The organism is Streptomyces sp. PH9007, assembly GCF_059813725.1.
Genome location: NZ_CM187440.1, coordinates 2,117,078 through 2,141,230, shown reverse-complemented (window position 1 = coordinate 2,141,230; position 24,153 = coordinate 2,117,078). Strand labels below are relative to the sequence as shown.

The 24,153-nt window shown below is 73.0% G+C and carries 26 protein-coding genes; 15 read left to right on the top strand and 11 right to left on the bottom strand.

What is annotated here, in order from left to right; translation table 11 throughout:
• Positions 1 to 57: 57 nt before the first annotated feature.
• The 4 genes from ACTFAP_RS09590 (at position 58) to ACTFAP_RS09575 (ending at position 2,921) form a co-directional block, all read left to right on the top strand.
• Complete coding sequence (locus tag ACTFAP_RS09590; protein ID WP_500468805.1) at positions 58 to 552, top strand: hypothetical protein; 495 nt, start codon at positions 58 to 60, stop codon at positions 550 to 552.
• Complete coding sequence (locus ACTFAP_RS09585; RefSeq protein ID WP_500468804.1) at positions 549 to 791, top strand: hypothetical protein; 243 nt, start codon at positions 549 to 551, stop codon at positions 789 to 791. Before ACTFAP_RS09590 ends, ACTFAP_RS09585 begins: the two co-directional genes overlap by 4 nt.
• A 514-nt stretch (positions 792 to 1,305) precedes the next feature.
• Positions 1,306 to 1,932 (top strand): TetR/AcrR family transcriptional regulator, encoded by a 627-nt coding sequence (locus ACTFAP_RS09580; RefSeq protein ID WP_500468803.1) that lies wholly within the window; start codon positions 1,306 to 1,308, stop codon positions 1,930 to 1,932.
• A 125-nt stretch (positions 1,933 to 2,057) separates the two neighbouring features.
• Positions 2,058 to 2,921, top strand: coding sequence for a Bax inhibitor-1/YccA family protein (locus ACTFAP_RS09575; protein WP_390121928.1), 864 nt, complete (start codon positions 2,058 to 2,060; stop codon positions 2,919 to 2,921).
• Positions 2,922 to 2,998: 77 nt separating this feature from the next.
• Here the strand turns inward: ACTFAP_RS09575 and ACTFAP_RS09570 are convergent, their stop codons facing one another.
• The 6 genes from ACTFAP_RS09570 to ACTFAP_RS09545 all read right to left on the bottom strand — a co-directional run bounded on the left by ACTFAP_RS09570 (position 2,999) and on the right by ACTFAP_RS09545 (position 8,150).
• Positions 2,999 to 3,364: a hypothetical protein gene (locus ACTFAP_RS09570; RefSeq protein ID WP_500468802.1), complete on the bottom strand. Its 366-nt coding sequence runs from the start codon at positions 3,362 to 3,364 to the stop codon at positions 2,999 to 3,001.
• Between the two features lie 43 nt (positions 3,365 to 3,407).
• Positions 3,408 to 3,881, bottom strand: a complete 474-nt coding sequence (locus ACTFAP_RS09565) for a carboxymuconolactone decarboxylase family protein (protein ID WP_400012311.1) — start codon at positions 3,879 to 3,881, stop codon at positions 3,408 to 3,410.
• Positions 3,882 to 4,006: 125 nt separating this feature from the next.
• Positions 4,007 to 4,315: a nuclear transport factor 2 family protein gene (locus ACTFAP_RS09560; protein ID WP_436980586.1), complete on the bottom strand. Its 309-nt coding sequence runs from the start codon at positions 4,313 to 4,315 to the stop codon at positions 4,007 to 4,009.
• A 70-nt stretch (positions 4,316 to 4,385) separates the two neighbouring features.
• On the bottom strand, positions 4,386 to 5,288 hold the full coding sequence (locus ACTFAP_RS09555) for a hypothetical protein (protein ID WP_495684234.1): 903 nt from the start codon (positions 5,286 to 5,288) through the stop codon (positions 4,386 to 4,388).
• Between the two features lie 261 nt (positions 5,289 to 5,549).
• Positions 5,550 to 6,770 (bottom strand): acetyl-CoA C-acetyltransferase, encoded by a 1,221-nt coding sequence (locus ACTFAP_RS09550; RefSeq protein WP_500468801.1) that lies wholly within the window; start codon positions 6,768 to 6,770, stop codon positions 5,550 to 5,552.
• Positions 6,771 to 7,049: 279 nt separating this feature from the next.
• Positions 7,050 to 8,150 (bottom strand): GDSL-type esterase/lipase family protein, encoded by a 1,101-nt coding sequence (locus ACTFAP_RS09545; protein WP_495684923.1) that lies wholly within the window; start codon positions 8,148 to 8,150, stop codon positions 7,050 to 7,052.
• A gap of 221 nt (positions 8,151 to 8,371) precedes the next feature.
• Between ACTFAP_RS09545 and ACTFAP_RS09540 the strand changes: the two genes are divergently transcribed.
• Positions 8,372 to 9,769, top strand: a complete 1,398-nt coding sequence (locus tag ACTFAP_RS09540; RefSeq protein ID WP_495684232.1) for a cystathionine beta-synthase — start codon at positions 8,372 to 8,374, stop codon at positions 9,767 to 9,769.
• Positions 9,770 to 10,073: 304 nt separating this feature from the next.
• Here ACTFAP_RS09540 and ACTFAP_RS09535 read toward each other — a convergent pair whose 3' ends face one another.
• Positions 10,074 to 10,541, bottom strand: coding sequence for a hypothetical protein (locus tag ACTFAP_RS09535; RefSeq protein ID WP_495684231.1), 468 nt, complete (start codon positions 10,539 to 10,541; stop codon positions 10,074 to 10,076).
• A gap of 102 nt (positions 10,542 to 10,643) precedes the next feature.
• On the opposite strand from ACTFAP_RS09535, the gene ACTFAP_RS09530 reads away from it, so the two are divergent.
• The gene (locus ACTFAP_RS09530) at positions 10,644 to 11,504 is read left to right on the top strand and encodes a MurR/RpiR family transcriptional regulator (protein WP_500468800.1); all 861 of its coding nucleotides are present in this window, start codon (positions 10,644 to 10,646) and stop codon (positions 11,502 to 11,504) included.
• 45 nt (positions 11,505 to 11,549) lie between these two features.
• On the opposite strand, the gene ACTFAP_RS09525 is transcribed toward ACTFAP_RS09530, so the two are convergent.
• Positions 11,550 to 12,902: a type III PLP-dependent enzyme domain-containing protein gene (locus ACTFAP_RS09525; RefSeq protein WP_500468799.1), complete on the bottom strand. Its 1,353-nt coding sequence runs from the start codon at positions 12,900 to 12,902 to the stop codon at positions 11,550 to 11,552.
• 109 nt (positions 12,903 to 13,011) lie between these two features.
• Between ACTFAP_RS09525 and hutU the strand changes: the two genes are divergently transcribed.
• Genes hutU through ACTFAP_RS09500 form a run of 5 tightly spaced genes read left to right on the top strand, consistent with a single transcriptional unit; the run spans position 13,012 to position 18,611 of the window.
• Positions 13,012 to 14,673, top strand: a complete 1,662-nt coding sequence (hutU, locus tag ACTFAP_RS09520; RefSeq protein WP_500468798.1) for a urocanate hydratase — start codon at positions 13,012 to 13,014, stop codon at positions 14,671 to 14,673.
• Entirely contained in the window at positions 14,673 to 15,881 is a 1,209-nt protein-coding gene (locus ACTFAP_RS09515) for an allantoate amidohydrolase (RefSeq protein ID WP_495684227.1), read from the top strand. Before hutU ends, ACTFAP_RS09515 begins: the two co-directional genes overlap by 1 nt.
• Positions 15,872 to 17,224 (top strand): formimidoylglutamate deiminase, encoded by a 1,353-nt coding sequence (locus ACTFAP_RS09510; RefSeq protein ID WP_500468797.1) that lies wholly within the window; start codon positions 15,872 to 15,874, stop codon positions 17,222 to 17,224. The genes ACTFAP_RS09515 and ACTFAP_RS09510 overlap by 10 nt, the downstream gene beginning before the upstream one ends.
• Before the next feature lie 11 nt (positions 17,225 to 17,235).
• Entirely contained in the window at positions 17,236 to 18,405 is a 1,170-nt protein-coding gene (gene hutI, locus ACTFAP_RS09505; protein WP_500468796.1) for an imidazolonepropionase, read from the top strand.
• Between the two features lie 59 nt (positions 18,406 to 18,464).
• Positions 18,465 to 18,611, top strand: a complete 147-nt coding sequence (locus ACTFAP_RS09500; protein WP_495684224.1) for a hypothetical protein — start codon at positions 18,465 to 18,467, stop codon at positions 18,609 to 18,611.
• Here the strand turns inward: ACTFAP_RS09500 and ACTFAP_RS09495 are convergent.
• Both ACTFAP_RS09495 and ACTFAP_RS09490 read right to left on the bottom strand, forming a co-directional pair.
• Positions 18,608 to 19,279 carry an MOSC domain-containing protein gene (locus ACTFAP_RS09495; protein WP_495684223.1) on the bottom strand — a complete coding sequence of 224 codons (672 nt, stop codon included), beginning with the start codon at positions 19,277 to 19,279 and terminating at the stop codon, positions 18,608 to 18,610. The two genes, ACTFAP_RS09500 and ACTFAP_RS09495, sit on opposite strands and share 4 nt — an antisense overlap.
• Before the next feature lie 81 nt (positions 19,280 to 19,360).
• On the bottom strand, positions 19,361 to 20,275 hold the full coding sequence (locus ACTFAP_RS09490) for an RNA polymerase sigma factor SigF (protein WP_390121914.1): 915 nt from the start codon (positions 20,273 to 20,275) through the stop codon (positions 19,361 to 19,363).
• A gap of 246 nt (positions 20,276 to 20,521) precedes the next feature.
• On the opposite strand from ACTFAP_RS09490, the gene ACTFAP_RS09485 reads away from it, so the two are divergent.
• From ACTFAP_RS09485 to ACTFAP_RS09470, 4 genes are all read left to right on the top strand, one after another.
• The gene (locus ACTFAP_RS09485) at positions 20,522 to 20,902 is read left to right on the top strand and encodes an STAS domain-containing protein (RefSeq protein ID WP_386536618.1); all 381 of its coding nucleotides are present in this window, start codon (positions 20,522 to 20,524) and stop codon (positions 20,900 to 20,902) included.
• A 243-nt stretch (positions 20,903 to 21,145) separates the two neighbouring features.
• Entirely contained in the window at positions 21,146 to 21,685 is a 540-nt protein-coding gene (locus ACTFAP_RS09480) for an ATP-binding protein (protein ID WP_500468795.1), read from the top strand.
• Between the two features lie 68 nt (positions 21,686 to 21,753).
• Positions 21,754 to 22,431: a response regulator transcription factor gene (locus tag ACTFAP_RS09475; RefSeq protein ID WP_390121911.1), complete on the top strand. Its 678-nt coding sequence runs from the start codon at positions 21,754 to 21,756 to the stop codon at positions 22,429 to 22,431.
• A 10-nt stretch (positions 22,432 to 22,441) separates the two neighbouring features.
• Entirely contained in the window at positions 22,442 to 23,701 is a 1,260-nt protein-coding gene (locus ACTFAP_RS09470; RefSeq protein WP_495684220.1) for an ATP-binding protein, read from the top strand.
• Here the strand turns inward: ACTFAP_RS09470 and ACTFAP_RS09465 are convergent.
• Positions 23,677 to 24,147, bottom strand: coding sequence for a GtrA family protein (locus ACTFAP_RS09465; protein WP_390121909.1), 471 nt, complete (start codon positions 24,145 to 24,147; stop codon positions 23,677 to 23,679). The two genes, ACTFAP_RS09470 and ACTFAP_RS09465, sit on opposite strands and share 25 nt — an antisense overlap.
• Between the last annotated feature and the right edge of the window lie 6 nt (positions 24,148 to 24,153).

The following is a 24,153-nucleotide window of genomic DNA, read 5'->3' as shown; positions in this document are numbered from 1 at the left end:
CTGGACATGGGTGCTTGTCTGCGTTGGATTCCACCGGTCGGGAAGGGCATCCGGCTCGTGCCGTGCGGGCGGTGGTGGGACGCGGTCCAGGTGCCCCGGTCGCGGCAGCGGGACCTCGCGGGGGAGGTGCCCGGCGGGGGCGTGCTGGAGGACCAGGCTGAGGACGTGCTCACGTGGCTGCTCCCTGTGGGGACGGCTCGCGCCGGGTGGGGGCGGGGCGGCGTGCGGGTGCTGGGGCGCGGCTATCACCTGCCGGTGCCGCCGGGTGAGTGGCGCACCGGCTGGTGGCTGACCTGGCGTGCGGCGCCGCGCGGCGACGGTCTCACCGACCCCGGCGCCCTGCGCGCGCTGCTCGCCGGTCTGCCGGAACGCTGTGACCGCTGCCATCGGCCCGCCGCTCCCTCGGCGACCATCACCGGACCGGCTCCGGGTGGCGGCACGGTCACCGTGATCACCTGTCAGGGGTGCGCGGACACCATGACCGCCGTGCTGCGGGCCACCGCCTCGCTGGCGGCCGACCGGCTGGGGCGGACAGGGCGGACCGGGTCGTGAACGAGCGCACCGTCACCGGCGTCTGCCGGGCTGCCACGGCCGGTACGGGCCCGGCCTGGTGGCACTGGACCTGTCCGGGACTGGGCGCCACGCCGATCACCCGCACGTACACGCTGTACAGCGACTGCGGCTGCTCTTGTCACACGGTGGCGGGCGAGGCGCGGCTCCCCGAGGTGCCGAACGCCTACCGCGCCCTGGTGCCGCACGACCGCCACCGTCCGGAAGCGGGGGGCACATGACCGCCCCGCGCCGCAGCCTCAACCTGGGTGTGGGCCGGGCCGGAACCCTGGACGGCTGGTGGGAGCGCGGCACCTGCGCCGGCTGCCGCCGCCGGGACCGGCCAGTGACCTGGACCGGACCGCCGTCACGGGGCGGACCGTACACCCCTGTACTGGTGTGCTGGGACTGTCGTCCCCGGGTTCGGCCGGCCGTAGTCCCGTACGCGCCGCCCTTCTCCCGGCCGGGGCGTGCCACCCGTTGTGCCACCGGCCGGGCGGCCGGGGCCATGCCCGCGTACCGGCTGCCGGAGCCACCGGGTGATGATGGCCGGCTGAGGGGGCTCCGCCGGGCTGTAGGCGCCTGCGTGGCCGTGCTGGCGATCGTGTTGGTCGTCCTCGTGGTCACCGTCGGGTGTGTCGTTTGACCCGGAGTGTCCCCCGGGCGCTACCACCGCGCACCCACCCGTCTTGTGCCAGCAGGCAGCAAGTGCCGTTCAGCGGCATAAAAGGGGCTCCCCGTGCGTAGACTCTCGGCGTGACCGACACCGGACTGACCCTCCGCGAACGCAAAAAGCTCAGGACCCGGCGTGCCCTGGTGGACGAGGCGCTGCGGTTGTTCAGCGAGAAGGGGTTCGCCGAGGCGACGCTCGACGAGCTGGTGGACGCGGTGGACGTGTCCCAGCGCACCTTCTTCCGCAACTTCAGCTCGAAGGAGGACGTGGCTCTCGCCCCGGAGCGGGAGTTGTGGGCGGCGTATCTCCGCGAGGTCGACCGGTGGGCGGGCGGCGGGGTTCCCGGCCTCGGCGAGTTCCAGGAGATGCTCTTCGCCGCGGTCGCGGGGATGGCCGAGGGCTGGGAGCAGCGCTTCGTGGTCAGCCGGGCGCTGTGCGACCGGACCCCGGCCCTGGTCGCGCAGAGCCTGGAGCACTGCTCCCAGGTGACCGATCAGGTGCTCGAGCGGACCACGGAAGAGGGACAGCGGCCGGCGTTGCCGCAGCGGCTTCTCTTCGAACTGATGCTCTCCGCGTGGCGGCACGCGCTCAGAGAGTGGTCCGCCGCCCACCGGAGTGGCGACACGGGCCCCGGCCGGGACGCGCTGTATGAGCGGATGCGGTCCGCTTTCGCCGCCATTCCCGAGGTGGCCGCCTTGACACGTCGGTAACGACCTGCGAGGGAGGGAACCTTCTCACCTCTTTTCAGCGTTATCACGGGTGCACTAGCGTGCGGTCTTTGCGAACGCATTACTCTGATACGCAAGGCCGTGCCGTGCGGCCATGGAGGAGTGAGATGAGGAGCAGCAACCCGGTCTTCACGCGTCGGGGGTTCAGTCGGGACGGCGGTTACGCCGGCTTCAACGCCGGACCGCAGCCGCAGACCGGGACTCCGTACGCGGGCAGCCCGAGCAACCCCTACGCGCAGCCAGGGAATCCCTATGCGCAGCCCCAGGTAGGCCCCGACGGCAGTGTGATGGCGCCGGGCGCGCCCGGCACCCGTCCGGGTGTGATGACGATCGACTCGGTCGTCTCGCGTACCGCCCTGACCCTGGGCTCGGTCGTCGTCGCGGCGGCCTTCGCCTGGATCATGGACCTTCCCATCGGTGTGGGCATCCTCTTCGCCCTCGTCGGCATGGGTCTCGGCCTGTGGCAGTCCTTCAAGCGTGAGGCCTCGCCCGCGCTGATCCTTTCGTACGCGGTGGCCGAGGGTCTGTTCCTCGGTGTCATCAGCAACTACATCAACCAGTGGGCGCCCGGCGCCGCGATGCAGGCCGTGCTCGGCACGATGGCGGTCTTCGCCGGTGTGCTGTTCATGTACAAGCAGCGCATCATCAAGGTGAACGCCCGCTTCACCAAGTTCGTGATGGCGGGTGCCATCGGCTTCACCCTGCTGATGGCCGTGAACCTGATCGTCGCCCTCATCGGCGGCGGTGACGGTCTGGGCCTGCGCTCCGGCGGCCTGGGCATCCTGTTCGGTGTCGTCGGCATCGTGCTCGGCGCCTGCTTCCTGGCGCTGGACTTCAAGATGGTCGAGGACGGCATCGCCTACGGTGCCCCCGAGAAGGAGTCCTGGCTGGCCGCCTTCGGTCTGACCATGACCCTGGTCTGGATCTACCTGGAGTTCCTGCGGCTGATCGCCATCCTCCAGGGTGACTGAGCCACAGCCGGACGGCATCGGTCGTACGGCTTGAGGGCCCCACGGGACGTCTCCCGTGGGGCCCTCCGTCGTTTCTCTCAGGGGCGCGCGGTCTCCCGGCGCAGCACCTCCCGGGCGGCGGCCACCGCGCCCGGGTCGGGGTGCTCGCGCAGGGCCCGCACCAGGTCGTGCCCGGCGACGGCCAGCTGATCGCCGACCGCGAACACCCCGTGGTCGGGCATGACGCGCGGCTCGGTCCCGGGGCGTTCGATCAGCTGGGCGCGGCGGGACAGCTCCCGTGCGCGCGCGAGGCCCTCGGCCGCGGCCCCCTGCCGCAGCCGGCTCTCGGCCAGCCCCCGCAGCCGTCCGGCGTCCTGCTCCACGGCCTCCTCCAGGGCGGTCAGCTCCTGGCGGTAGGCGCCGGATCCGGTGTCGGTCGGGGTGTCGGTGTCCGTGTTGTTCACGGGCCCGACTGTATCGGCGGCCGAACCGGCCCGGCCGTGTCGGTCAGCCGAACTGTCCGGGGGTGTAGTCGCCGGCCGGCTGGCGTACGAGGACGTTGAGCCGGTTGTAGGCGTTTATGACGGCGATGAGCGACACCAGGGCGGCGAGCTGGTCCTCGTCGTAGTGCCGGGCGGCGGCCGCCCACGCCTCGTCCGTGACCCCGCCGGCCGCGTCCGCGATCCGGGTGCCCTGTTCCGTCAGCTCCAGGGCGGCGCGCTCGGCCTCCGTGAAGACCGTGGCCTCCCGCCAGGCGGCGACCAGGTGGAGCCGTACGGTGCTCTCCCCGGCCGCCGCGGCCTCCTTGGTGTGCATGTCGGTGCAGAAGCCGCAGCCGTTGATCTGGCTGGCGCGGAGCTTCACCAGCTCCTGGGTCGCGGGCGGGAGGGGCGAGTCGGTGATGACCTTGCCGGCCGAGTTGATGTGCCGCAGGGTCTTGGCGGTGACCTGGTTGCCGAAGAGGTTGAGACGGGCGTCCATGGTGAGCTCCTGTGGTCCGTTCCGTTGCCGGCGGGTGCGTGCACCTGGGTGACACGGCGGGGGGCGGGAGTGTGACCGGGGCGGATATGGCCCGCGTCACACAGACCCGCTGCCGGGCCGGGGGCTCAGGCCTGGCCCGTCTCGAAGCGGGAGATCCGTCCGTTCTCCGCCACCTCGAACCGCCAGGCGGTCCGCATCTCGCCCCAGGTGTCGTTGCGGAACCGGACGATCAGTGAGCGGCCGTCCCCGGACTCCGACTCGATGTCCATGTGCCCGCCGGCGTCGAAGATCTCCCGGTCGGTCCACTGCTGGAGATCGCGGTCCGAGCCGTCGTCGGACATGGTGGCGTCCGGGGTCAGGAGGCCGTGGAAGGCTTCGCGGTCGCCCGCGTTCACCGCCGCCACGAGGGCGCGTACGGCAGGGTCGGTCAGCATGCCCCCACTGAACACCGGTACCGGGGGCGCCGCAGCCCGGCGCGGACCGGTCAGGTGGGCTCGGGGAGGCTCAGGTGGAGACGATGCGGTCGGCCAGCAGGTAGACGCTGTCCTGCCCGCAGGCGAACGTCAGGGCGTACGCGCCGGAGATGCCCGAGCCGCCCATCAGGACGGGGGCCTCGCCGTCCCGTACCGCCGCGGCCAGCCGCTCGGCGGTCTCCTGCTGGCTGGGGGACAGGCACAGGGTGGTGCCGTCCTCGAAGAGGTACACGTCCAGGGTGCCCAGCGGCCCGGGGCGGACGTCCGCCAGCGGAGTGCGGGCCTCGGCCAGCTGGCTCAGCTGGTCGGTGGTGCGGCGCTGCTGCTCCTCGATCCCGGGGCGTGGGCCGGTGGCCTCCACGGGGTCCCCGGACAGGGTGTAGCCGGGGTGCGAGGGGTGCCGGCGGCGGGCGGCGGCCAGCTCGGCGGACTCGCCGTCCTCCCCGGCGGCCTCGCGGTCGCGGTCACGGTCACGGTCACGCTCGGCGGCCGACTGCTGGTGCTGCTGCTCGGCCGCGCTGCACAGGTCCTGCTGCCGGGGGACGAACACCGTACCGTCACCGGCCTCCTGCCCCGAGTCGCTGAGCAGGTACCGCTCCAGCAGAGCGTCCAGCAGATCCTCGTCCGCCTCGGCCACCTCGTACTCCAGGCCGCGCCCCGCGAGCAGCGCGCCCGGCCCCTCGCTCTCCCGTGCGTCCTGCTCGGCCCAGAAGGCGCGGGCCTCCGCCAGCTCCCGCTCCCGCTCGTCGGCCAGTGCCTCGGCGACGGCGGCGCGGATCTCCTCGGCCGGTACGGGCCTGCGGGCGGCCGGGAGCTGCGCGCGGCGCAGACCCGAGACCTCGGTACGCAGGCCACGGATGGTGTGCAGGGCAGCCGCGCTCAAAGCCACGGAGGTGCCTGCGGTCACCAGCAGGATGACGGATATGGCGCTCACGGACTGTCTCCCAGTGCTCTCGGTCCCTGACTTCCTATCTCAGGTTTCCGGGACGCGGCCACGCCGGGCAGGGTGAAACGTCACGAAATGGACAGGACCTCAGTCCCGACGCCCACCCCGCCCGCCCCGCTGACCTGCGCATTCGCCCGGGATGGCGGCGTGCATCACATCCCGGGCACACTTCGGTATCGCCCCCGCGACCCTGGCGTGATCACTCGCGGATCGCGGGGATCGCGGAAGCGGAACCTCTCTTTTATCACCTCAGCTGAGACGCTCCAGCACCATGGCCATGCCCTGACCGCCGCCCACACACATCGTCTCCAGGCCGAACTGCTTGTCGTGCCACTGGAGCGAGTTGACGAGGGTGGTGGTGATGCGGGCACCGGTCATCCCGAACGGGTGACCCACGGCGATGGCGCCGCCGTTGACGTTCAGCCGGTCGATGTCGATGCCCAGATCCCGGTAGGAGGGGATGACCTGCGCGGCGAACGCCTCGTTGATCTCCACCAGGTCGATGTCCCCGATGGTCAGCCCGGCCCGCTCCAGCGCCCGCCGGGACGCCTCGACCGGCCCGTACCCCATGATCTCGGGGGAGAGCGCGGACAGGCCGGTGGACACGATGCGGGCCAGCGGGGTCAGCCCCAGCTCCCGCGCCTTGGTGTCGGACATGATCACCAGGGCGGCGGCGCCGTCGTTCAGCGGACAGCAGTTGCCGGCCGTGACCAGACCGTCGGGGCGGAAGACCGGCTTCAGGCCCTGCACGCCTTCCAGCGTGACGCCGGGGCGCGGGCCGTCGTCCTTGCTGACCACCGTGCCGTCCGGGAGCGTGACCGGGGTGATCTCGCGCTGCCAGAAACCGTCCGCGATGGCCTTCTCGGCGAGGTTCTGCGAGCGGACCCCGAACTCGTCCATCTCCTGGCGCGTGACGCCCTTGTGGCGGGCGAGGTTCTCGGCGGTCTGGCCCATGGCGATGTAGATGTCGGGCAGCGCGCCGTCCTCGCGCGGGTCGTGCCAGCCCACGCCACCCTGCTCGGCGCGCTCCGCCGAACGGGCCCCGGCCGGGTCGAACAGCGGGTTGCGGGTGCCGGGCTGGCCGTCGCTGCTGCCGTTGGCGAAGCGTGAGACGGTCTCCACCCCGGCCGAGATGAAGACATCGCCCTCGCCCGCCTTGATGGCGTGCAGTGCCATCCGCGTGGTCTGGAGCGAGGAGGAGCAGTAACGGGTGACGGTGGCACCCGGCAGAGTGTCGTGGCCCAGCTGTACGGCGACCACGCGGGCCAGGTTGTGGCCCTGCTCGCCGCCGGGCATGCCGCAGCCCAGCAGCAGGTCGTCGATGTCGGCGGGATCCAGCTCGGGCACCTTGGCGAGCGCGGCACGCACGATTCCGGCGGTCAGATCATCGGGGCGGACATCTTTCAGTGAGCCCTTGACGGCCCGCCCGATCGGGGTGCGGGCGGCGGAGACGATCACTGCTTCTGGCATGGAATTCCTCCGGAGTGCTGTGCATCGTGCGGATGCGACGAACGCGCCCTCATAAGCTACCGGCAGGTAACCCGGCGGCGGCAAGACCTAGGTCCTGTCTGACACATGGCGCCGGTCAGGCCCGCGGCGTCTGGTGCGGTGCATCGCAAGGCGGAGGGGCGCCCTCGTAGTGGGCTACTCGGGCGTCTCGACAACGCAGCGAGGTGCCGTGCCTGGGGGCACCTCCCGGCCGAAGGCTGGGGGAGGGTCGCGGGCCAGGCGGGATGTGTCAGACAGGACCTAGGGAGACAGCCGTTCCGACGGGCCGGGACGCTCCGGCTGCTCCGCGGGCGCCGGTCCCTCCGGGGATTCCGGCCGCTCCGAGGTCTCCGACTCCTCGGGCCGCGGCAGCTGCCGGCGCCGCCGCCGCTTCAGCAGCGCCCACGGCGTACGCCGCGCCGCGCTCTCCTCCCCGGCCGCGCTCACCTCCGTACCGCTCTCCGCCGCCGCCCTGGCCGCGGCCCGCTCCACCGGCAGATAGCCCTCCCGGCGCCGCGCCTCCACCCGTTCCTCCTCCGGCCACACCCCGAGCGAGGCGCACAGCGTCGGCAGCACCGCCATCGCCGCCGTGGCGTACCCGACCGCCGAGGGGTGGTACCGGTCCGGGCCGAACAGCTCCCCGGGATGCGCCGCGAACTCGGGGCCCAGCAGATCCCCCAGCGACACCGTGCGCCCGCCCAGCTCCACCACCGCGATCGTCTGCGCCGCCGCCAGCTGCCGGCACACCCGGCGCGCGATCCAGCGCAGCGGCTGCGCCACCGGCTCCACCGAGCCCAGATCGGGGCAGGTGCCCACGATCACCTGGCAGCCCGCCGTCCGCAGCCGCGCCACCGCCTGGGACAGATGCTTCACCGACTCGGCCGGGGACATCCGGCCGGTGATGTCGTTGGCGCCGATCATCAGCACGCACACGTCCGGGGCCGGGGCCCGCCCCGGCTCGGTGAGCAGCATCGACACCTGCCGCTCCAGATCGTCCGACTTGGCACCGGACAGCGCCACGTTGTGCAGCTCCACCGGCCGCTCGGAGACCGCCGCGAGACCCGAGGCCAGCAGCGCGCCCGGCGTCTGGGTGGGCCGGTGCACCCCCATCCCGGCCGCCGTCGAGTCGCCCAGCATCGCCAGCCGCCACGGCACCGCCGCCCGGGGACCGGCCGTGGGCCCCGACGCGTACTCGGCGCCGTATACGCCGTCCGCCAGCGGCGGGGGCTCCTCCCGGCCATTGCGCAGCAGTTGCCGCCGCGCCAGCTGAACTTCCGTCAACACCAGACCGACCGCCGCACCGCCCAGCAGGCTGATGCCACCACCGCCGTACGCCGCCGCCGTCGCGATCCGCCGCGCCACGCGCTCTCTGCTGGACATGGGGCCGCTGCGCCTCCCGTCTCGTCCGCCGTCCGCCGGCTTCCGCTCCCTGCGGTTCCCCGCTGCCGTCTCTGCTCTGTGTCTCTGCTCTGTGTGTCTGCCCAGGGTGCTGGGCCGCGCAACGCGCGTCCACGTCCACGCGCGGGGCAATAGGGTGCACTCAGTGGGTGGACGAACCCGCCCCGGGATGTGCGGAGACCACAGTGCAGTATCACGAGTCGATGATCGACCTTGTCGGCAACACCCCGCTGCTCAAGCTCACCAGCGTGACGGAGGGGATCCGGGCCACGGTCCTGGCCAAGGTCGAGTACTTCAATCCGGGTGGCTCGGTCAAGGACCGGATCGCCCTGCGGATGATCGAGGCGGCCGAGGAGTCGGGCGAGCTGCGCCCCGGCGGCGTGATCGTCGAGCCCACCTCCGGCAACACCGGGGTGGGCCTGGCCATCGTCGCCCAGCGCAAGGGCTATCGCTGCGTCTTCGTGTGCCCCGACAAGGTCTCCACCGACAAGATCAACGTGCTGCGCGCGTACGGGGCCGAGGTCGTCGTCTGCCCGACCGCCGTCGACCCCGAGCATCCCGACTCGTACTACAACGTCTCCGACCGCCTCGTGCGCGAGACGCCCGGCGCCTGGAAGCCCGACCAGTACTCCAACCCGAACAACCCGCGCTCGCACTACGAGACCACCGGGCCCGAGCTGTGGGAGCAGACCGCGGGCCGGATCACCCACTTCGTGGCCGGGGTCGGCACCGGCGGCACCATCAGCGGCACCGGCCGCTACCTGAAGGACGCCAGCGACGGCCGGGTGAAGGTGATCGGCGCCGACCCCGAGGGCTCGGTGTACTCGGGCGGCTCGGGGCGCCCGTACCTGGTGGAGGGCGTCGGCGAGGACTTCTGGCCGACCGCGTACGACCGCACGGTGGCCGACGGCATCGTGGCGGTCTCCGACAAGGACTCCTTCCAGATGACCCGGCGCCTGGCCCGCGAGGAGGGGCTGCTGGTCGGCGGCTCCTGCGGGATGGCGGTCGTCGCCGCGCTGGAGACGGCGCGCGGGCTCGGCCCGGACGACGTGGTCGTGGTGCTGCTGCCGGACAGCGGGCGCGGCTACCTGAGCAAGATCTTCAACGACGAGTGGATGGCCGACTACGGCTTCCTGGAGGGCGGCGAGCCGCAGACCCGGGTCTCCGACGTGCTGCGCCGCAAGGAGGGCGGGGCGCTGCCCTCGCTGGTGCACATGCACCCCGAGGAGACGGTCGGCGAGGCGATCGACGTGCTGCGCGAGTACGGCGTCTCGCAGATGCCGGTGGTCAAGCCGGGCGCCGGGCACCCCGATGTGATGGCGGCGGAGATCGTCGGCTCGGTGGTGGAGCGGGAGCTGCTGGACGCGCTGTTCACGGGGCGCGCCGCGCTGGAGGACCCGCTGGAGAAGCATCTGAGCGCGCCGCTGCCGCACGTCGGTTCCGGGGAGCCGGTGGCCGATCTGATGGCGGTGCTGGAGTCGGCGGACGCGGCGATCGTGCTGGTGGAGGGCAAGCCCACCGGGGTGGTCAGCCGGCAGGACCTGCTGGCGTTCCTGGCGGCCGGCCGGCGGTCCGAGAAGTAACGCGCGAGCAGGCTCCCGGGACACGGGTGGCGATCCCGGTACGGGCAATCGATCCCGAAGTGTCACGGCCGGGCAACGCGTCGTTAACACCGGTCCGGCACTGTAGTGGATGTCGGCACCAAGGACCTCCGGAGCGGCTCCCGGACCTCCCTGGTCGCCCGGACGCGCGGCCCCGACCCGGCCCGTGTCCCCGCGGGGACCGCCGTCGTCCCGCCCCTGGTGATCTCACCGGGGTGCGGCGGTCCCCGCCCACTTCCTCCTCCAGCGGCAGGCCCGGCCGGGCCTGCCGTTTCGCGGAGCCGGGTCAGTCGCCGTGGTCGGGCCGGCGGAGGGAACCGCCGATGGTGTAGCAGGCGTTGATGCCCACGATGCCGCCCCAGCAGACCACGAGCCCGGCCAGGCCCAGGTTGGCGGCGGCGATCGCCGACAGCGGGACGGCCAGGACCAGGGAGACCACGGCGAGGGCGAACGCCCCGGCCGGGCCCTCCAGCACGGAGCCGGAGCCGGAGCGCCGTATTCCCTCGGGCCGCCCGCCCCTGGCCACCACCATCTGCTGTTCGGCGACCTGGCGGCGGACCCTCCCCCAGACTTCGTCCGGAGGTGCCCCCATGTCCACGGTGGCGTCGATGCGCTGCTCCACCTTTTCCAGGAAGGACTCGATCAGCTCGGACTCGTAGGTCGAGCCGAGTTCCCTGGGGGCACCCCCGGACGAAGTCTGGGGGAGCGTATGTACGGCCGCGTCGAGGTCATGCGCCAGCTCGGGGTCGCTCATGGGCGCCACGGTACGCGCGCGGGGGCGCGTGCGGCACTGGGGCTAACCCCACTTTCGCCACGACCGCTCCGCCGGGACGGGCGGCTGCATAGACTTATGCAGATGAGTGAGACGGCGAGCGCGCGGGCGGGCGCGCGGCTGCGGACGCTGTTCGAGGGGCACCGGCTGACCCCGGCCCAGCGGCGGATCGCGCACTGCATGGTGCGGCAGCCGCAGGAAGCGGCGTATCTGTCCAGCGTGGAGCTGGCGCGGCTGGCGGGGGTGAGCCAGCCGTCGGTGACGCGGTTCGCGGTGGCGCTGGGCTTCGACGGCTATCCGGCGCTGCGGCGGGCGCTGCGCGCGCCGGTGGCGGAGGAGGGCGGGGAGCCCGGGGGAGCCGAGGGGCCCGGGGCGAATGTCTATCAGCGGGCGGTGGCGTCCGAGATCGAGAATCTGCGGCAGCTGGCGGCGTCGCTGGCCGATCCGGGGCCGGTGGCGGAGGCGGGCCGGCTGCTGGCCGGCTCCCGGCCGTTGCCGGTGCTGGGGCTGCGGGCGGCGGCGGCCCAGGCGCGCGGCTTCGCGTACTTCGCGGCGAAGGTGCATCCGGAGGTGCGGCTGCTGGACGAGGGCGGCTCGATGCTGGCCGACCGGATCGACGCGGCGGTGGCGGCCGGGGCGGGCGCGCTGCTGTGTTTCGCGCTGCCCCGCCACCCGCGCGAGACGGCGCGGGCGCTGGAGCTTGCGCGGGCGGCCGGGCTGCGGGTGGTGACGGTGGCGGACAGCGCGTTCGCCCCGGTGGTGCACCCGGACGATCTGCTGCTGCCGGCTCCGGTGAGTACCACGCTGGCGTTCGACACGGTGTGCGCGCCGATGCTGCTGGGGCGGGTGCTGCTGGAGGCGATGTGCGACGCGCTGCCGGACGCGCCGGCCCGGCTGGAGTCCTTCGACGCGCGGGCGGCGGAGCGGGCGCTGTTCCTGGAGTGAACGGGCCGGGGTGCCGGTCCGGTACGGTCCCGCGCGCTCCCCGTCTCACAGGTCGCCGCCGGATTCGGCGACCACCTCCGCGAGGGTCTGGGCGCGGCGCAGCATGGTGAAGGCGAGGGTCCCGTCCGGTTCGTACGCGTAGCCGTAGACGGCGGGGCGGGGGAGCGAGTTGTAGGCGAACGGGGTGGAGAAGTAGTACGCGCCGGTGTCCAGCAGGGCGGTCAGGTCGCCGGGGGCCAGCGGCGGCAGGGCGCGGTCGCGGGCCACCAGGTCGCCCGCGAAGCAGCACGGGCCGGCCACGTCCTGGCGCAGCGGGACGCCGGTCTTGGGGCGGCCCTTGGCGTCGTACGCGGCCACCCGGATCGGCCAGGCGTCCGGGGCGAACACGGTGCGGGTGGCGACCTGGGCGCCGGCGTGGGTGACGGCGATGGGGCGTCCGCCGGCGGTCTTGGTGTACTCCACCCGGGTGAGGATCAGCCCGGATTTGGCGAGCAGGGACCGGCCGAACTCGGTGACCAGGCCGTACCGCCCGTCGAAGAGTTCCGGCACCTCGCGGCGCAGCAGGGCGGCGTACGCGGCGAAGGTGGGGGTGGTCTCCTCGCCGTCGAAGTTGACGGGGAGGCCGCCGCCGATGTCCAGGGTGTCGACCTGCCGGCGGCCGAGGGCGGCGTTGATCTCCTCGGCCAGTTCGTGGGTGGCGCGCACCCCGGCGGCCATCCGTTCCAGGGGGATGCCCTGGGAGCCGACGTGGCAGTGCAGCCGGGTGAGCCAGGGGTGTTCGGCGAAGGCGCGCAGTACCCAGGCGCGGGCTCCCTCGTCCCGCAGTGCGACGCCGAACTTGGAGGTGGCGGTGGCCGTGCTCATGGCGTCGATGCTGCCGCCGCCCAGCTGCGGGTTGACGCGCAGCCCGATCGGGCCGTGGCCGCCGGTGGTGCCGGTGCCGGGGCCCGCGTCGATCAGCTCGGCGATCCGGTCGAGTTCCTGGCGGTTGTCGGCGTTGAGGGCGATGCCCTGGGCGAGGGCTTCGCGCAGTTCGGCGCGGGTCTTGGCGGGGGAGTCCAGCACGACGCGGTCCGGGGGGAATCCGGCGGCGGTGGCCAGGGCCAGCTCGCCGGGGCCGGCGACCTCGGCACCCATGCCCAGGGCGCCCAGCCGGCGCAGTACGGGGGCGAGTGACGCGGCTTTGACGGCGAAGGTGTGGAGGACGTGTTGACCGGGCGCCGTCACCTCATCGAAGGCAGCATGGAGAGCGGAGACGGTGTCCCGCATGTCCTGGAGGTCGAGGAGGCCGATGAGCGGGCTGTGGTCGTCGAGGAGGTCGTGGGTCACGGCCGCGGCGACGGCCAGATCCCGGCGTTCTGTGCGGTCGGCAGGCGGAACGGCAGGGACAGCAGACATACGACCACATAAGCATGATCGGGGCCGCGATGGGCAGAAGGGTTGTTGACTGAAACTATTCAGCGCCACAGGTGGCTGAATATCTATCCTCAGCAGGGAGGCAGGGGCGATGTCAGGACCGCGACCCGTGCGCGCGCCGCGCGGCAGCGAGCTGAGTGCCCGGGGGTGGCAGCAGGAGGCCGCCCTGCGCATGCTGCACAACAACCTCGACCCCGAGGTCGCCGAGCACCCCGACGAACTGGTCGTCTACGGCGGCACCGGCAAGGCCGCCCGCGACTGGGCCTCCTTCGACGTCCTCACCCGCACCCTGCGCACGCTGCGCGGTGACGAGACGCTGCTGGTCCAGTCCGGCCGCCCGGTGGGTGTGCTCACCACCCACGAGTGGGCGCCCCGGGTGCTGCTGGCCAACTCCAACCTGGTGGGCGATTGGGCCAACTGGGAGGAGTTCCGCCGGCTGGAGCAACTGGGCCTGACCATGTACGGGCAGATGACCGCCGGGTCCTGGATCTACATCGGCACCCAGGGCATCCTCCAGGGCACCTACGAGACCTTCGCCGCCGTCGCCGCCAAGCGGTTCGGCGGCACCCTGGCCGGCACCATCACCCTCACCGCAGGGCTGGGCGGCATGGGCGGCGCCCAGCCGCTGGCCGTCACCATGAACGACGGCGTCGTCATCTGCGTGGACTGCGACCCGCGCGCCATCGCCCGGCGCATCGAACACGGCTACCTGGACGTCCGCGCCGACTCCCTGGAGGACGCGGTGCGGCGCGCGGAGGAGGCCCGTGACGCGCGCCGCCCGCTGTCCATCGGCGTGCTGGGCAACGCGGCGCAGGCCGTACCCCGGCTGCTGGAGCTGGGCGCGCCCATCGACATCGTCACCGACCAGACCAGCGCCCACGACCCGCTGGCCTATCTGCCGGTGGACACCGCCTTCGAGGACATGGCGGACGAGGCTAAACGCGACCCGGCCGGCTTCACCCGGCGGGCCCGGGAGTCGATGGCCCGCCACGTCGCCGCGATGGTCGGCTTCCAGGACGCGGGCGCGGAGGTCTTCGACTACGGGAACTCGATCCGGGGCGAGGCCCGGCTGGCCGGGTACGAGCGGGCGTTCGCCTTCCCCGGCTTCGTCCCCGCCTACATCCGGCCGCTGTTCTGCGAGGGCAAGGGGCCCTTCCGCTGGGCGGCCCTGAGCGGGGACCCGCGCGACATCGCCGCCACCGACCGGGCCGTCCTGGACCTCTTCCCCGAGAACGAGTCGCTGGCCCGCTGGATCAAGCTGGCCGGCGAACGCGTCCGCTTCCAGGGCCTGCCCGCGCGGATCTGCTGGCTCGGCTACGGCGAACGCGACCGGGCGGGCGAACGCTTCAACGACATGGTCGCCTCCGGTGAACTCGCCGCCCCGGTCGTCATCGGCCGCGACCACCTGGACTGCGGCTCCGTCGCCTCCCCCTACCGCGAGACCGAGGCCATGCGGGACGGCTCCGACGCCATCGCCGACTGGCCCCTGCTCAACGCCATGGTCAACGTCGCCTCCGGCGCCTCCTGGGTCTCCCTGCACCACGGCGGCGGCGTCGGCATGGGCCGTTCCCTGCACGCCGGACAGGTCACCGTCGCGGACGGCACCCGGCTGGCCGGCGAGAAGATCCAGCGGGTGTTGACCAACGACCCGGGCATGGGCGTCATCCGGCACGTCGACGCCGGCTACGAGAGCGCCGAGACCGTCGCGGCCGAGCGGGGCGTCCGCGTCCCCATGCGGGAGGGGGAGGCGTGATGGCGGACGGCTTCCCCGCCATGTGGCGGGACCTGGCGCCCATCGGGCGCGACTCCGGCACCGGCGGCTACCGGCGGTACGCGTGGGGCGGCGCCGACGGCGACTGCCGCGACTGGTTCCGCGACCAGGCCCAGGTACGCGGACTGCGCTACGAGGTGGACCGCAACGGCAACCAGTGGGCCTGGCGCGGCGACCCCGCCGCCGGGGACGCCGTGGTCACCGGCTCCCACCTGGACTCGGTGCCCGACGGCGGCGCCTTCGACGGGCCGCTCGGGGTGGTGTCCGCGTTCGCCGCCGTGGACCGGGTGCCGCCCGGCGGACGGCCGCTGGGCATCGTCAACTTCACCGACGAGGAGGGCGCCAGGTTCGGCGTCGCCTGCGTCGGCTCCCGGCTGGCCACCGGCATCCTCACCCCCGAACGCGCCCACAGCCTGCGCGACGCCCACGGCATCACCCTGCCGCAGGCCATGGAACGCGCCGGGCAGGACCCGGACGCCATCGGCGCCGACCCCGAACGGCTCGCCCGCATCGGCGCGTTCGTCGAACTGCACATCGAACAGGGCCGGGCCCTGGACCACACCCCGCACCCCGTCGGCGTCGCCTCCGCGATCTGGCCGCACGGACGCTGGCGGTTCGACTTCCACGGCGCCGCCAACCACGCGGGCACCACCCGCCTCGAAGACCGCCGCGACCCGATGCTGACCTACGCCACCACCGTGCTCGGCGCCCGCAAGAAGGCCCGGCTGGCCGGGGCGCTCGCCACCTTCGGCAAGGTCGCCGTCGAACCCAACGGCGTCAACGCCATCCCCTCCCTGGTACGCGGCTGGCTGGACGCCCGCGCCGCCGACCGGCCCACGCTGGACGCCATGGTCGCCGAGATCGAGCGGGCCGCCGCCGAACGCGGCGACCGCGACGGGGTCGGCGTCACCGTCACCGAGGAATCCCGCACCGGCCTCGTCGAGTTCGACACCGCGCTGCGCGACCGGCTGGCCGCCCTGCTCACCGAGCGGCACGGCGGCGCGCCGCTGCTGCCGACCGGCGCCGGGCACGACGCCGGGATTCTGTCCGCCACCGTGCCCACGGCCATGCTCTACGTGCGCAACCCCACCGGGATCTCCCACGCGCCCACCGAGCACGCCACCGAGGACGACTGCGAGGCCGGCGTCACCGCCCTCGCCGAGGTACTGGAGGAACTGGTGTGTCGCTGAGCGCACAGACGTACTGGGCCGCCCATGCCTGGCTCAACGGCACGGTCGAGGCCGGCACGGTCATCTCCACCGGTGCGGACGGCCGGATCACCGCCGTCCGCACCGGCGTCCCCGAGCCGCCGGTCGGCGCCGTCCCGCTCGGCGGGCTCACCGTCCCCGGACTGGCCAACGCCCACAGCCACTTCTTCCACCGCGCGCTGCGCGGCGCCGCCCAGATCGGCGGCGGCACCTTCTGGACCTGGCGCGAGGCCATGTACCTGGTCGCCTCCCAGCTCACCCCCGAATCCGCCCACGAACTCGCCCGCGCCGTCTACGCCGAGATGGCGCTGGCCGGCATCACCTGCGTCGGCGAGTTCCACTACGTGCACCACGCCCCCGGCGGCACCCCGTACCAGAACCCCAACGCCATGGGCGAGGCCCTGATCGCCGCCGCCGGCGAGGCCGGCATCCGCCTCACCCTCCTCGACACCTGCTATCTCACCTCCGGCTTCGGCACCCCGCCGACCCCGCAGCAACGCCGCTTCAGCGACGGCACCGCCGACGCCTGGGCGACCCGCGCCGCCGCCCTGGCCGACACCGGCCACGCCCGGATCGGCGCCGCCATCCACTCGGTACGCGCCGTCCCCGCCACCGCCTTCACCACCGTCGCCGACTGGGCGCGCGACCGCGGCGCCCCCCTGCACCTCCATCTGTCCGAGCAGCCCGCCGAGAACGACGCCTGCCACCGCGCCCACGCCCGCACCCCCACCCGGCTGCTCGCCGACCACGGCATCCTGGGCCCCGGCACCACCGCCGTGCACGCCACCCATCTCACCGACGACGACATCACCCTGCTCGGCGCCACCGGCACCGGCGTGTGCGTGTGCCCCACCACCGAACGCGACCTCGCCGACGGCATCGGCCCCGCCGCCGCCCTCGAACGCGCCGGCAGCCCCCTGAGCCTGGGCAGCGACAGCCACGCCGTCATCGACCTCCTCGAAGAGGCCCGCGCCCTGGAACTCAACGAACGGCTGCGCACCCGCGCCCGCGGCCACTGGACCGCCGCCCAACTGCTGCGCACCGCCTCCGAGGAGGGCCACGCGGCGCTCGGCTGGGCCGACGCCGGCCGCCTGGAACCCGGCTCGCTCGCCGACTTCACCACCGTGGCGCTGGACACCGTCCGTACGGCGGGCCCCGCCCCCTCACTCGCCACCGAGGCGGTGATCTACGCCGCCACCGCCGCCGATGTCCGGCACACCGTGGTCGGCGGCCGGCACATCGTGCGCGACGGCGTGCACCAGACCGTCCACGACACGGCCGGCACCCTGGCCCGTACCATCCGCGCCCTGAACCACCCCCGCTGAGGACGACGACGATGGCCAGCACGGCAATCACCCACATCGGCACGCTCATCACCAACAACCCCTCCCTGGGCCACGGCCCGCTCGGACAACTCCACGACGCGGCCGTCGTCATCGACGGCGACCGCATCGCCTGGATCGGTACGACCAGTGAAACACCCGCCACTGACAGTCACCACGACGCGGCCGGGCGGGCCGTCATCCCGGGCTTCGTCGACTCCCACTCCCACCTGCTGTTCGCCGGCGACCGCACCGAGGAATTCACCGCCCGCATGTCCGGCCGCCCCTACACCGCCGGCGGCATCCGCTCCACCGTCACCGCCACCCGCCGTGCGAGCGACGAGCAGCTCGACGCCAACCTGGCCGCCCACCTCACCGAGATGCGGCGCCAGGGCACCACCACCGTGGAGACCAAGTCCGGCTACGGCCTCACCACCGACGACGAGGCCCGCGCCCTGCGCGTCGCCCGCGCCCACACCCCCGAGACCACCTACCTCGGCGCGCACATCACCGCACCCGAGTACGCCGAGGACCCGGACGCCTACGTCGCCCTCGTCACCGGCCCGATGCTCGACGCCTGCGCCCCGTACGCCCGCTGGATCGATGTCTTCTGCGAGCGCGGCGCGTTCGGCGCGGACGCCGCCCGGACGATCCTGGCCGCCGGCCGCGCCAGGGGCCTGGCCCCCCGGGTGCACGCCAACCAGCTCGGTCCGGGCCCCGGCGTCCAACTTGCCGTCGAGGCCGGCGCCGTCTCGGCCGACCACTGCACCCACCTCACCGACGCGGACGTCACCGCGCTCGCCGACGGCGACACCGTCGCCACCCTGCTCCCCGGCTGCGAGTTCTCCACCCGCTCCCCGTACCCCGACGCCCGCCGCCTGCTGACCGCGGGCGTCACCGTCGCGCTGGCCACCGACTGCAACCCGGGCTCCTCGTACACCTCCTCCATGCCCTTCTGCCTCGCCGTCGCCGTCCGCGAGATGGGCATGACCCCCGACGAGGCCCTGTGGTCCGCCACGGCCGGCGGCGCCGCCGCCCTGGCCCGCGACGACATCGGCCACCTCACCCCGGGCGCCCGCGCCGACCTCGCCCTGCTCGCCGCGCCCTCCCCGGTGCATCTCGCGTACCGCCCCGGCGTCCCGCTGATCGAGGCGGTCTGGCGGGACGGCGCCCGCGTCCCGTAAGGCACCGGCCAGGGCGAGTCCCCATGGCGCGGCCACAACCCCCGTGCCGGGGTGGGCCGGTGACACTGGTGAAACAGACGGCGGGCCGCGAGGCGGGCCCGCGCACGCCGTTCGCGGTGGCGGCCGTGGTGTCCTTCGGGCTGTACTTCTCCGTGCGCCGGCACTTCACCGAACGCACGCTGCCCCGCCGTACGGAATCCCGCTAACCGGCAGCGGCCTGCCGCGCCCACGTCACCGCGCGGGCGTGCTCCTCCAGCGACAGGGCCTCGCCCGCCGCGATGACCCGCGGGCGCAGCTCGGGGGCCGTCGTCCTGGCGCGGAAGAGGAACGCCACCGTCACCTCGTGGTCGGGCCGGTGCAGCACCCGTACGGGGTCGCCGGCCCGCACCGTGCCGGGCCGCAGGACTCGGAAGTACGCGCCGGGCGCCGCGTCCTGGGTGAAGCGCTTGACCCAGCCGCGCTCGCCCAGCCATTCGGCGAATGTGCGGCACGGGATGCGCGGCGCGGTGGCCTCCAGGACGACCTCGTCACCGATCTGCCACCGCTCCCCGATGAGGGTGCCGTTGACGTCGACGCCGAGCGTCGTGAGGTTCTCGCCGAAGACCCCGGGCGCCAGTTCGCGCCCCAGCGCGGCCTCCCAGCGGTCCAGGTCCTCGCGGGCGAAGGCGTACACCGCCTGGTCGGCCCCGCCGTGGTGGCGCGCGTCGCTCACCGTGTCGCCGGCCAGCCCGCTGCCGCCCGCGCCGCTCGGGCCGGGGGAGGCCACCGCGACGGGGCCGGCCACCGGGCGTTTGTCGATGCCGGTGAACCCGCCCGCCGTGTCGGTGTACGAAACGACGCGGGCCCGGCCGATGTTGACGGACAGCAGCTCCATGGATGCCACCCTACGGCCCGGCCGGGCCCCTGCGTCCGGTACGCCGCCGCGGAGCTCCGGCCCCGGACGGCGGTCGCGCGGTCAGTCCTCGACCATCAGACCTTGGCGCAGCTTGCGCAGCGTTCTCGCGAGCAGCCGCGAGACGTGCATCTGGGAGATGCCCAGCTCTTCGCCGATCTCCGACTGCGTCATGTTGGCCACGAACCGCAGCGAGAGGATCTTGCGGTCGCGCGGCGACAGTTCGGCGATGAGCGGCTTGAGGGACTCGACGTACTCGATGCCCTCCAGGCCGTGGTCCTCGTAGCCGATCCGGTCGGCCAGCGCGCCCTCCGCGTCGTCCTCCTCGGGCTGCGCGTCCAGCGAACTGGCGGTGTACGCGTTGGAGGCGGCCATGCCCTCCACGATCTCGTCGTGGCTGAGGTTCAGCCGCTCGGCGAGCTCGGCCACGGTCGGGGAGCGGTCCAGCTGCTGCGCGAGTTCGTCGCCGGCCTTGGCCAGGTCCAGGCGCAGTTCCTGGAGTCGTCGCGGCACCCGTACCGACCAGGAGGTGTCGCGGAAGAAACGCTTGATCTCCCCGATGATCGTGGGCATCGCGAAGGTGGGGAATTCCACCCCGCGATCGGCCTCGAATCGGTCGATCGCCTTGATAAGTCCAATGGTGCCGACCTGGACGATGTCCTCCATCGGCTCACTGCGGGAGCGGAATCGCGAGGCGGCGAACTTCACCAGCGCCAGATTCAGCTCAACCAGGGTGTTGCGGACATACGCGTACTCGTGGGTGCCCTCTTCGAGATTCCGCAGCCTGACGAACAGGCTCTTGGACAGCGCACGCGCGTCCATCGGGGCGATCTCGTCGAATCGCTGATCCTCGGGGATCTCGGGCAGCAGCTCGTGAATGCTCTCGGGCGCCGACGGGGCGGCGGCCTCGGAGATCTCGTGCACCGTGGGCTGCTCGGTCACGCTATGCGGTTCTTCTGTCCGGGGGGCGGGTGACATGGGTGTCCTCCGTAGTCTCTCGGCATATGGCTGCCGAAGCCATGACGTGCACTGCGAGGTGCGGCGCCTCCAAAGCCGGCGTGGTCTGCTGTTGCCTTACTAGCCCTACCCGTCTTCCGCCGGGAATAGCAAGTCTGCTATGTCTGAATTGATTGCTATGTCTGTCCTGTTCGGGTGTTGGGCCACGTCGCAACGGGCTAAGGTTCGGTGCTAGCCAGGAAGCCCATTCCAATTGAAGGGGGCTGCATGGACCGCGCGATGCCGGGCAGCGGAAACCGGCGCCAGTTGACGGTCGATGTGCGGCGTATCGACGCCGGAGCGGTTGTCTCGCCCGCGGGGGAACTCGATCACCATTCCGCCGGAATGTTGCGTGAGTCACTCGACGATTGCGTCGCCGGCGGATGTTCCCGAATCGTTATCGACTGCTCGGGCCTGGAGTTCTGCGACTCCACCGGACTCAATGTGCTCCTGTCCACCCGCGTGGACGCCGAGGCCGCCGGTGGCGGCGTCCACCTCGCCGCGATGCGGCCCATGGTGGCCCGTGTCTTCGAGATCACCGGCGCGGGCGCGGTCTTCTCCGTGCACCCGAGCCTGGACGACGCCCTCGCGGCGCTTCCCGGCAGCTGATCCTTCCCCCGTTTGCGCAGGTCGGCCCCGCTGTACGGGAGGGGGTCGGCCGGGTCACACTATTCCCCGGATCGGGCGGGTGTTCTCCTCGCTCTTCCGGGCAGGAGCCCAGGCACGCCGGACCCAGATGGAGCCGGCGGCCGGCCCGGGAACCGGCCGGCAGGTCAGGGCGATCTATCAGAGCGATAGATCGGTGCGGCTCAGGTGCGGCGGCACGTGGTGATACGGCGAGGGAGGCGTGCAGTGAGTACGACCCATCCGTATCCGGCGGGAGAGCACGGTGGGGACGACGCGGCGGTGGAGGCCGCCGGCCCCGGTGGGGCGGTTCGGCCCGACCGGGCCGAGGCGGTGCGCCAGATCCGCCGGCTGCGCCTGATCGGTACCTCCGGCGTGGTCTCGCGCTCCCGTGAGTTCGCCCGCGCCGCCCTGCACGACTGGGGATGGCTGCCCGCCGCCACCGACGAGGCCAGGGCCGCCGCCGAGGACGCCCTGCTGGTCGTCTCCGAGCTGGTGACCAACGCCTGCCTGCACGCGAACGGCCCCGACGAGCTGCGCCTGGGCTGCGGCCCCAAGGTGCTGCGCGTGGAGGTCTCCGACCGCGGCAGCGGACTGCCCGCCCCCGACCTCGCCCGCCGCGCCGGGCGCCCCGGCGGCCACGGCATGTTCATCGTGCAGCGCCTGTGCCTGGACTGGGGCGTGGCCCGTGAGGCCGGCCCACAGGACGGCTCCGGCGCCCCCGGAAAAACGGTCTGGGCCGAACTGGCGGCACCCACCGCCCCATGAGTGCCCCCGGGGCACGACCTGCCGTATCCCACCGGGACGAGCAGTCCGGGCCGTCTACCATCGGCCCCATGACCCGAGTTTTGCTCGCCGAGGACGACGCATCCATCTCAGAGCCGCTGGCCCGCGCCCTGCGCCGTGAGGGCTACGAGGTGGAGGTGCGCGAGGACGGCCCCGGCGCGCTGCGTGCCGGGCTGCGCGGCGACGTGGACCTGGTCGTGCTCGACCTCGGCCTGCCGGGCATGGACGGTCTGGAGGTGTGCCGGCGGCTGCGCACCGAGGGGCTTGGCCTGCCGGTCCTGGTGCTGACCGCCCGCGCGGACGAGGTGGACACCGTCGTCGGTCTGGACGCCGGTGCCGATGACTACGTCACCAAGCCCTTCCGGCTGGCCGAGCTGCTGGCCCGGGTCCGGGCCCTGCTGCGGCGCGGCACCACCGAGCCCGCCGTCGCCCCCGCCGTGCACGGCATCCGCATCGACGTGGAGTCGCACCGGGCCTGGATGGGCGAGACCGAGCTGCATCTGACCGCCAAGGAGTTCGATCTGCTGCGGGTCCTGGTACGGGACGCCGGGCGGGTGGTCACCCGCGAGCAGCTCATGCGCGAGGTGTGGGACACCACCTGGTGGTCCTCCACCAAGACGCTCGACATGCACATCTCCTGGCTGCGCAAGAAGCTCGGCGACGACGCCGCCAACCCGCGCTACATCGCCACCGTACGGGGCGTCGGCTTCCGCTTCGAGAAGAGCTGATCACCACCCCGTGCGCCGCCGTCTGATCAATTCCACCCTCGCCGTCGTCCTGGTCGTCATCGCGGTCTTCGGCGTCTCGCTGTTCTTCGTCGAGGCCCGCTCCATCGAGTCCACCGCCCGCGACCGGCTCCAGTCGGAGGCGGCCCGGCTGGTCGCGGTCGTGGAGAGCCGGATCGCGGCCGGCGAGCAGGTCACCGCCGCGAAGATGGCGTCCTTCGTGCCGGAGGACCGCCATGTGCTCATCGAGCAGCCGGAGCACCCGCCCATCTCGCTGGGCGTCCAGGCCGGCGCGGACGCCCTGACCGCCACCGAGAGTGGGGTGAACGGCGAGACCGTCACCGTGCGGCAGCCGCGCAGCGTCGTCGATGACGAGATCACCCGCATTCTGATGATCATCCTGGTGGTGTCGCTGGGGGCCGTCGCCGCCGCCGCGCTGCTCGCCGTACGGCAGGCCGCCCGGGTCTCCGCCCCGCTGACCGACCTCGCCGAGACCGCCGAGCGCCTGGGCTCGGGCGATCCGCGCCCGCGCCACCGCCGCTACGGGGTCGCCGAGCTGGACCGGGTGGCGGATGTGCTGGACGGCAGCGCCGAGCGGATCGCCCGGATGCTCACCGCCGAGCGCCGGCTGGCCGCCGACGCCTCCCACCAGCTGCGGACGCCGCTGACCGCGCTGTCCATGCGGCTGGAGGAGATCATCGCCACCGCCGACGACCGCGACACGGTGCAGGAGGAAGCGGCGATCGCGCTCACCCAGGTGGAGCGGCTCACGGATGTGGTGCAGCGGCTGCTGACGAACTCGCGCGACGCCCGTTCCAGCTCGGCGGTCGGCTTCGACATCGACGAGGTCGTCCTCCAGCAGCTGGAGGAGTGGAAGCCCGCCTACCGGGGCACCGGGCGGGCCCTGGTGCACTCGGGCAAGGCCGGGCTGCGCGCCGTGGGCACCCCCGGGGCCGTGGCGCAGGTGCTGGCCACCCTGATCGAGAACTCACTCATGCACGGCGCGGGCACGGTGGCGCTGCGCACCCGCACCACCGGCAACCAGGTGGTCGTCGAGGTCACGGACGAGGGCCGCGGGGTGCCGGTGGAGCTGGGCGCGCGGGTCTTCGAGCGGACGGTGTCCGGCCGCAACTCCACCGGGCTGGGACTCGCGGTGGCCCGTGATCTCGCGGAGGCGGACGGCGGGCGTCTTGAGCTGCTCCAGCAGCGGCCCCCGGTGTTCGCGCTGTTCCTGAGCCGGGAGGCCGATCAGACGGCGTCGGCGGGGGAGTGAGCGGGGCGGCCGTCGCGGGGCGCGCGCTCCTTGAAGACCCAGGTGCGGTAGGACCAGAAGCGGAACGCCGACGCGATGCCCAGCCCGATCACGTTCTTGGCGAGGTTGTCGGCGAGCACCGAGGTGAAGCCGAGGCCGTAGTGCGAGATGGCGAGCGCCGCGTTCTCCAGCAGCAGGCCGACGCACGAGAACAGCACGAACAGCCCGGCCTCGCGGCGCTGCCTGCCCTTGTCGCGGTCCCGGTAGGTCCAGTGCCGGTTGCCGAAGTAGTTGGCCGTGATGGCGGCGCAGGTGGCCAGCAGCCCGGACAGCAGCGGTTCGACGCCCAGCGCCTGGGCGCAGAGGTTGAAGACCACGACGTTGACGAGGAAGCCGAAGGCGCCGACCGTGCCGAACTTCGCCGCCTCGCGGGCGAGCGGGGGAGGCAGCGGGAGCCTGGGGCGCATCGGACC

Excerpts from the sequence above, each read along its gene's own strand:
- ACTFAP_RS09525 (WP_500468799.1), bottom strand. The coding sequence starts at position 12,902 with ATGTCTGCTGTCCCTGCCGTTCCGCCTGCCGACCGCACAGAACGCCGG.
- ACTFAP_RS09515 (WP_495684227.1), top strand. The coding sequence starts at position 14,673 with ATGGCGGACGGCTTCCCCGCCATGTGGCGGGACCTGGCGCCCATCGGG.
- ACTFAP_RS09575 (WP_390121928.1), top strand. The coding sequence starts at position 2,058 with ATGAGGAGCAGCAACCCGGTCTTCACGCGTCGGGGGTTCAGTCGGGAC.
- hutU (WP_500468798.1), top strand. The coding sequence starts at position 13,012 with ATGTCAGGACCGCGACCCGTGCGCGCGCCGCGCGGCAGCGAGCTGAGT.
- ACTFAP_RS09535 (WP_495684231.1), bottom strand. The coding sequence starts at position 10,541 with ATGAGCGACCCCGAGCTGGCGCATGACCTCGACGCGGCCGTACATACG.
- ACTFAP_RS09565 (WP_400012311.1), bottom strand. The coding sequence starts at position 3,881 with ATGGACGCCCGTCTCAACCTCTTCGGCAACCAGGTCACCGCCAAGACC.
- ACTFAP_RS09550 (WP_500468801.1), bottom strand. The coding sequence starts at position 6,770 with ATGCCAGAAGCAGTGATCGTCTCCGCCGCCCGCACCCCGATCGGGCGG.
- ACTFAP_RS09465 (WP_390121909.1), bottom strand. The coding sequence starts at position 24,147 with ATGCGCCCCAGGCTCCCGCTGCCTCCCCCGCTCGCCCGCGAGGCGGCG.
- ACTFAP_RS09495 (WP_495684223.1), bottom strand. The coding sequence starts at position 19,279 with ATGGAGCTGCTGTCCGTCAACATCGGCCGGGCCCGCGTCGTTTCGTAC.
- ACTFAP_RS09530 (WP_500468800.1), top strand. The coding sequence starts at position 10,644 with ATGAGTGAGACGGCGAGCGCGCGGGCGGGCGCGCGGCTGCGGACGCTG.
- ACTFAP_RS09475 (WP_390121911.1), top strand. The coding sequence starts at position 21,754 with ATGACCCGAGTTTTGCTCGCCGAGGACGACGCATCCATCTCAGAGCCG.
- ACTFAP_RS09490 (WP_390121914.1), bottom strand. The coding sequence starts at position 20,275 with ATGTCACCCGCCCCCCGGACAGAAGAACCGCATAGCGTGACCGAGCAG.
- ACTFAP_RS09560 (WP_436980586.1), bottom strand. The coding sequence starts at position 4,315 with ATGCTGACCGACCCTGCCGTACGCGCCCTCGTGGCGGCGGTGAACGCG.
- hutI (WP_500468796.1), top strand. The coding sequence starts at position 17,236 with ATGGCCAGCACGGCAATCACCCACATCGGCACGCTCATCACCAACAAC.
- ACTFAP_RS09485 (WP_386536618.1), top strand. The coding sequence starts at position 20,522 with ATGGACCGCGCGATGCCGGGCAGCGGAAACCGGCGCCAGTTGACGGTC.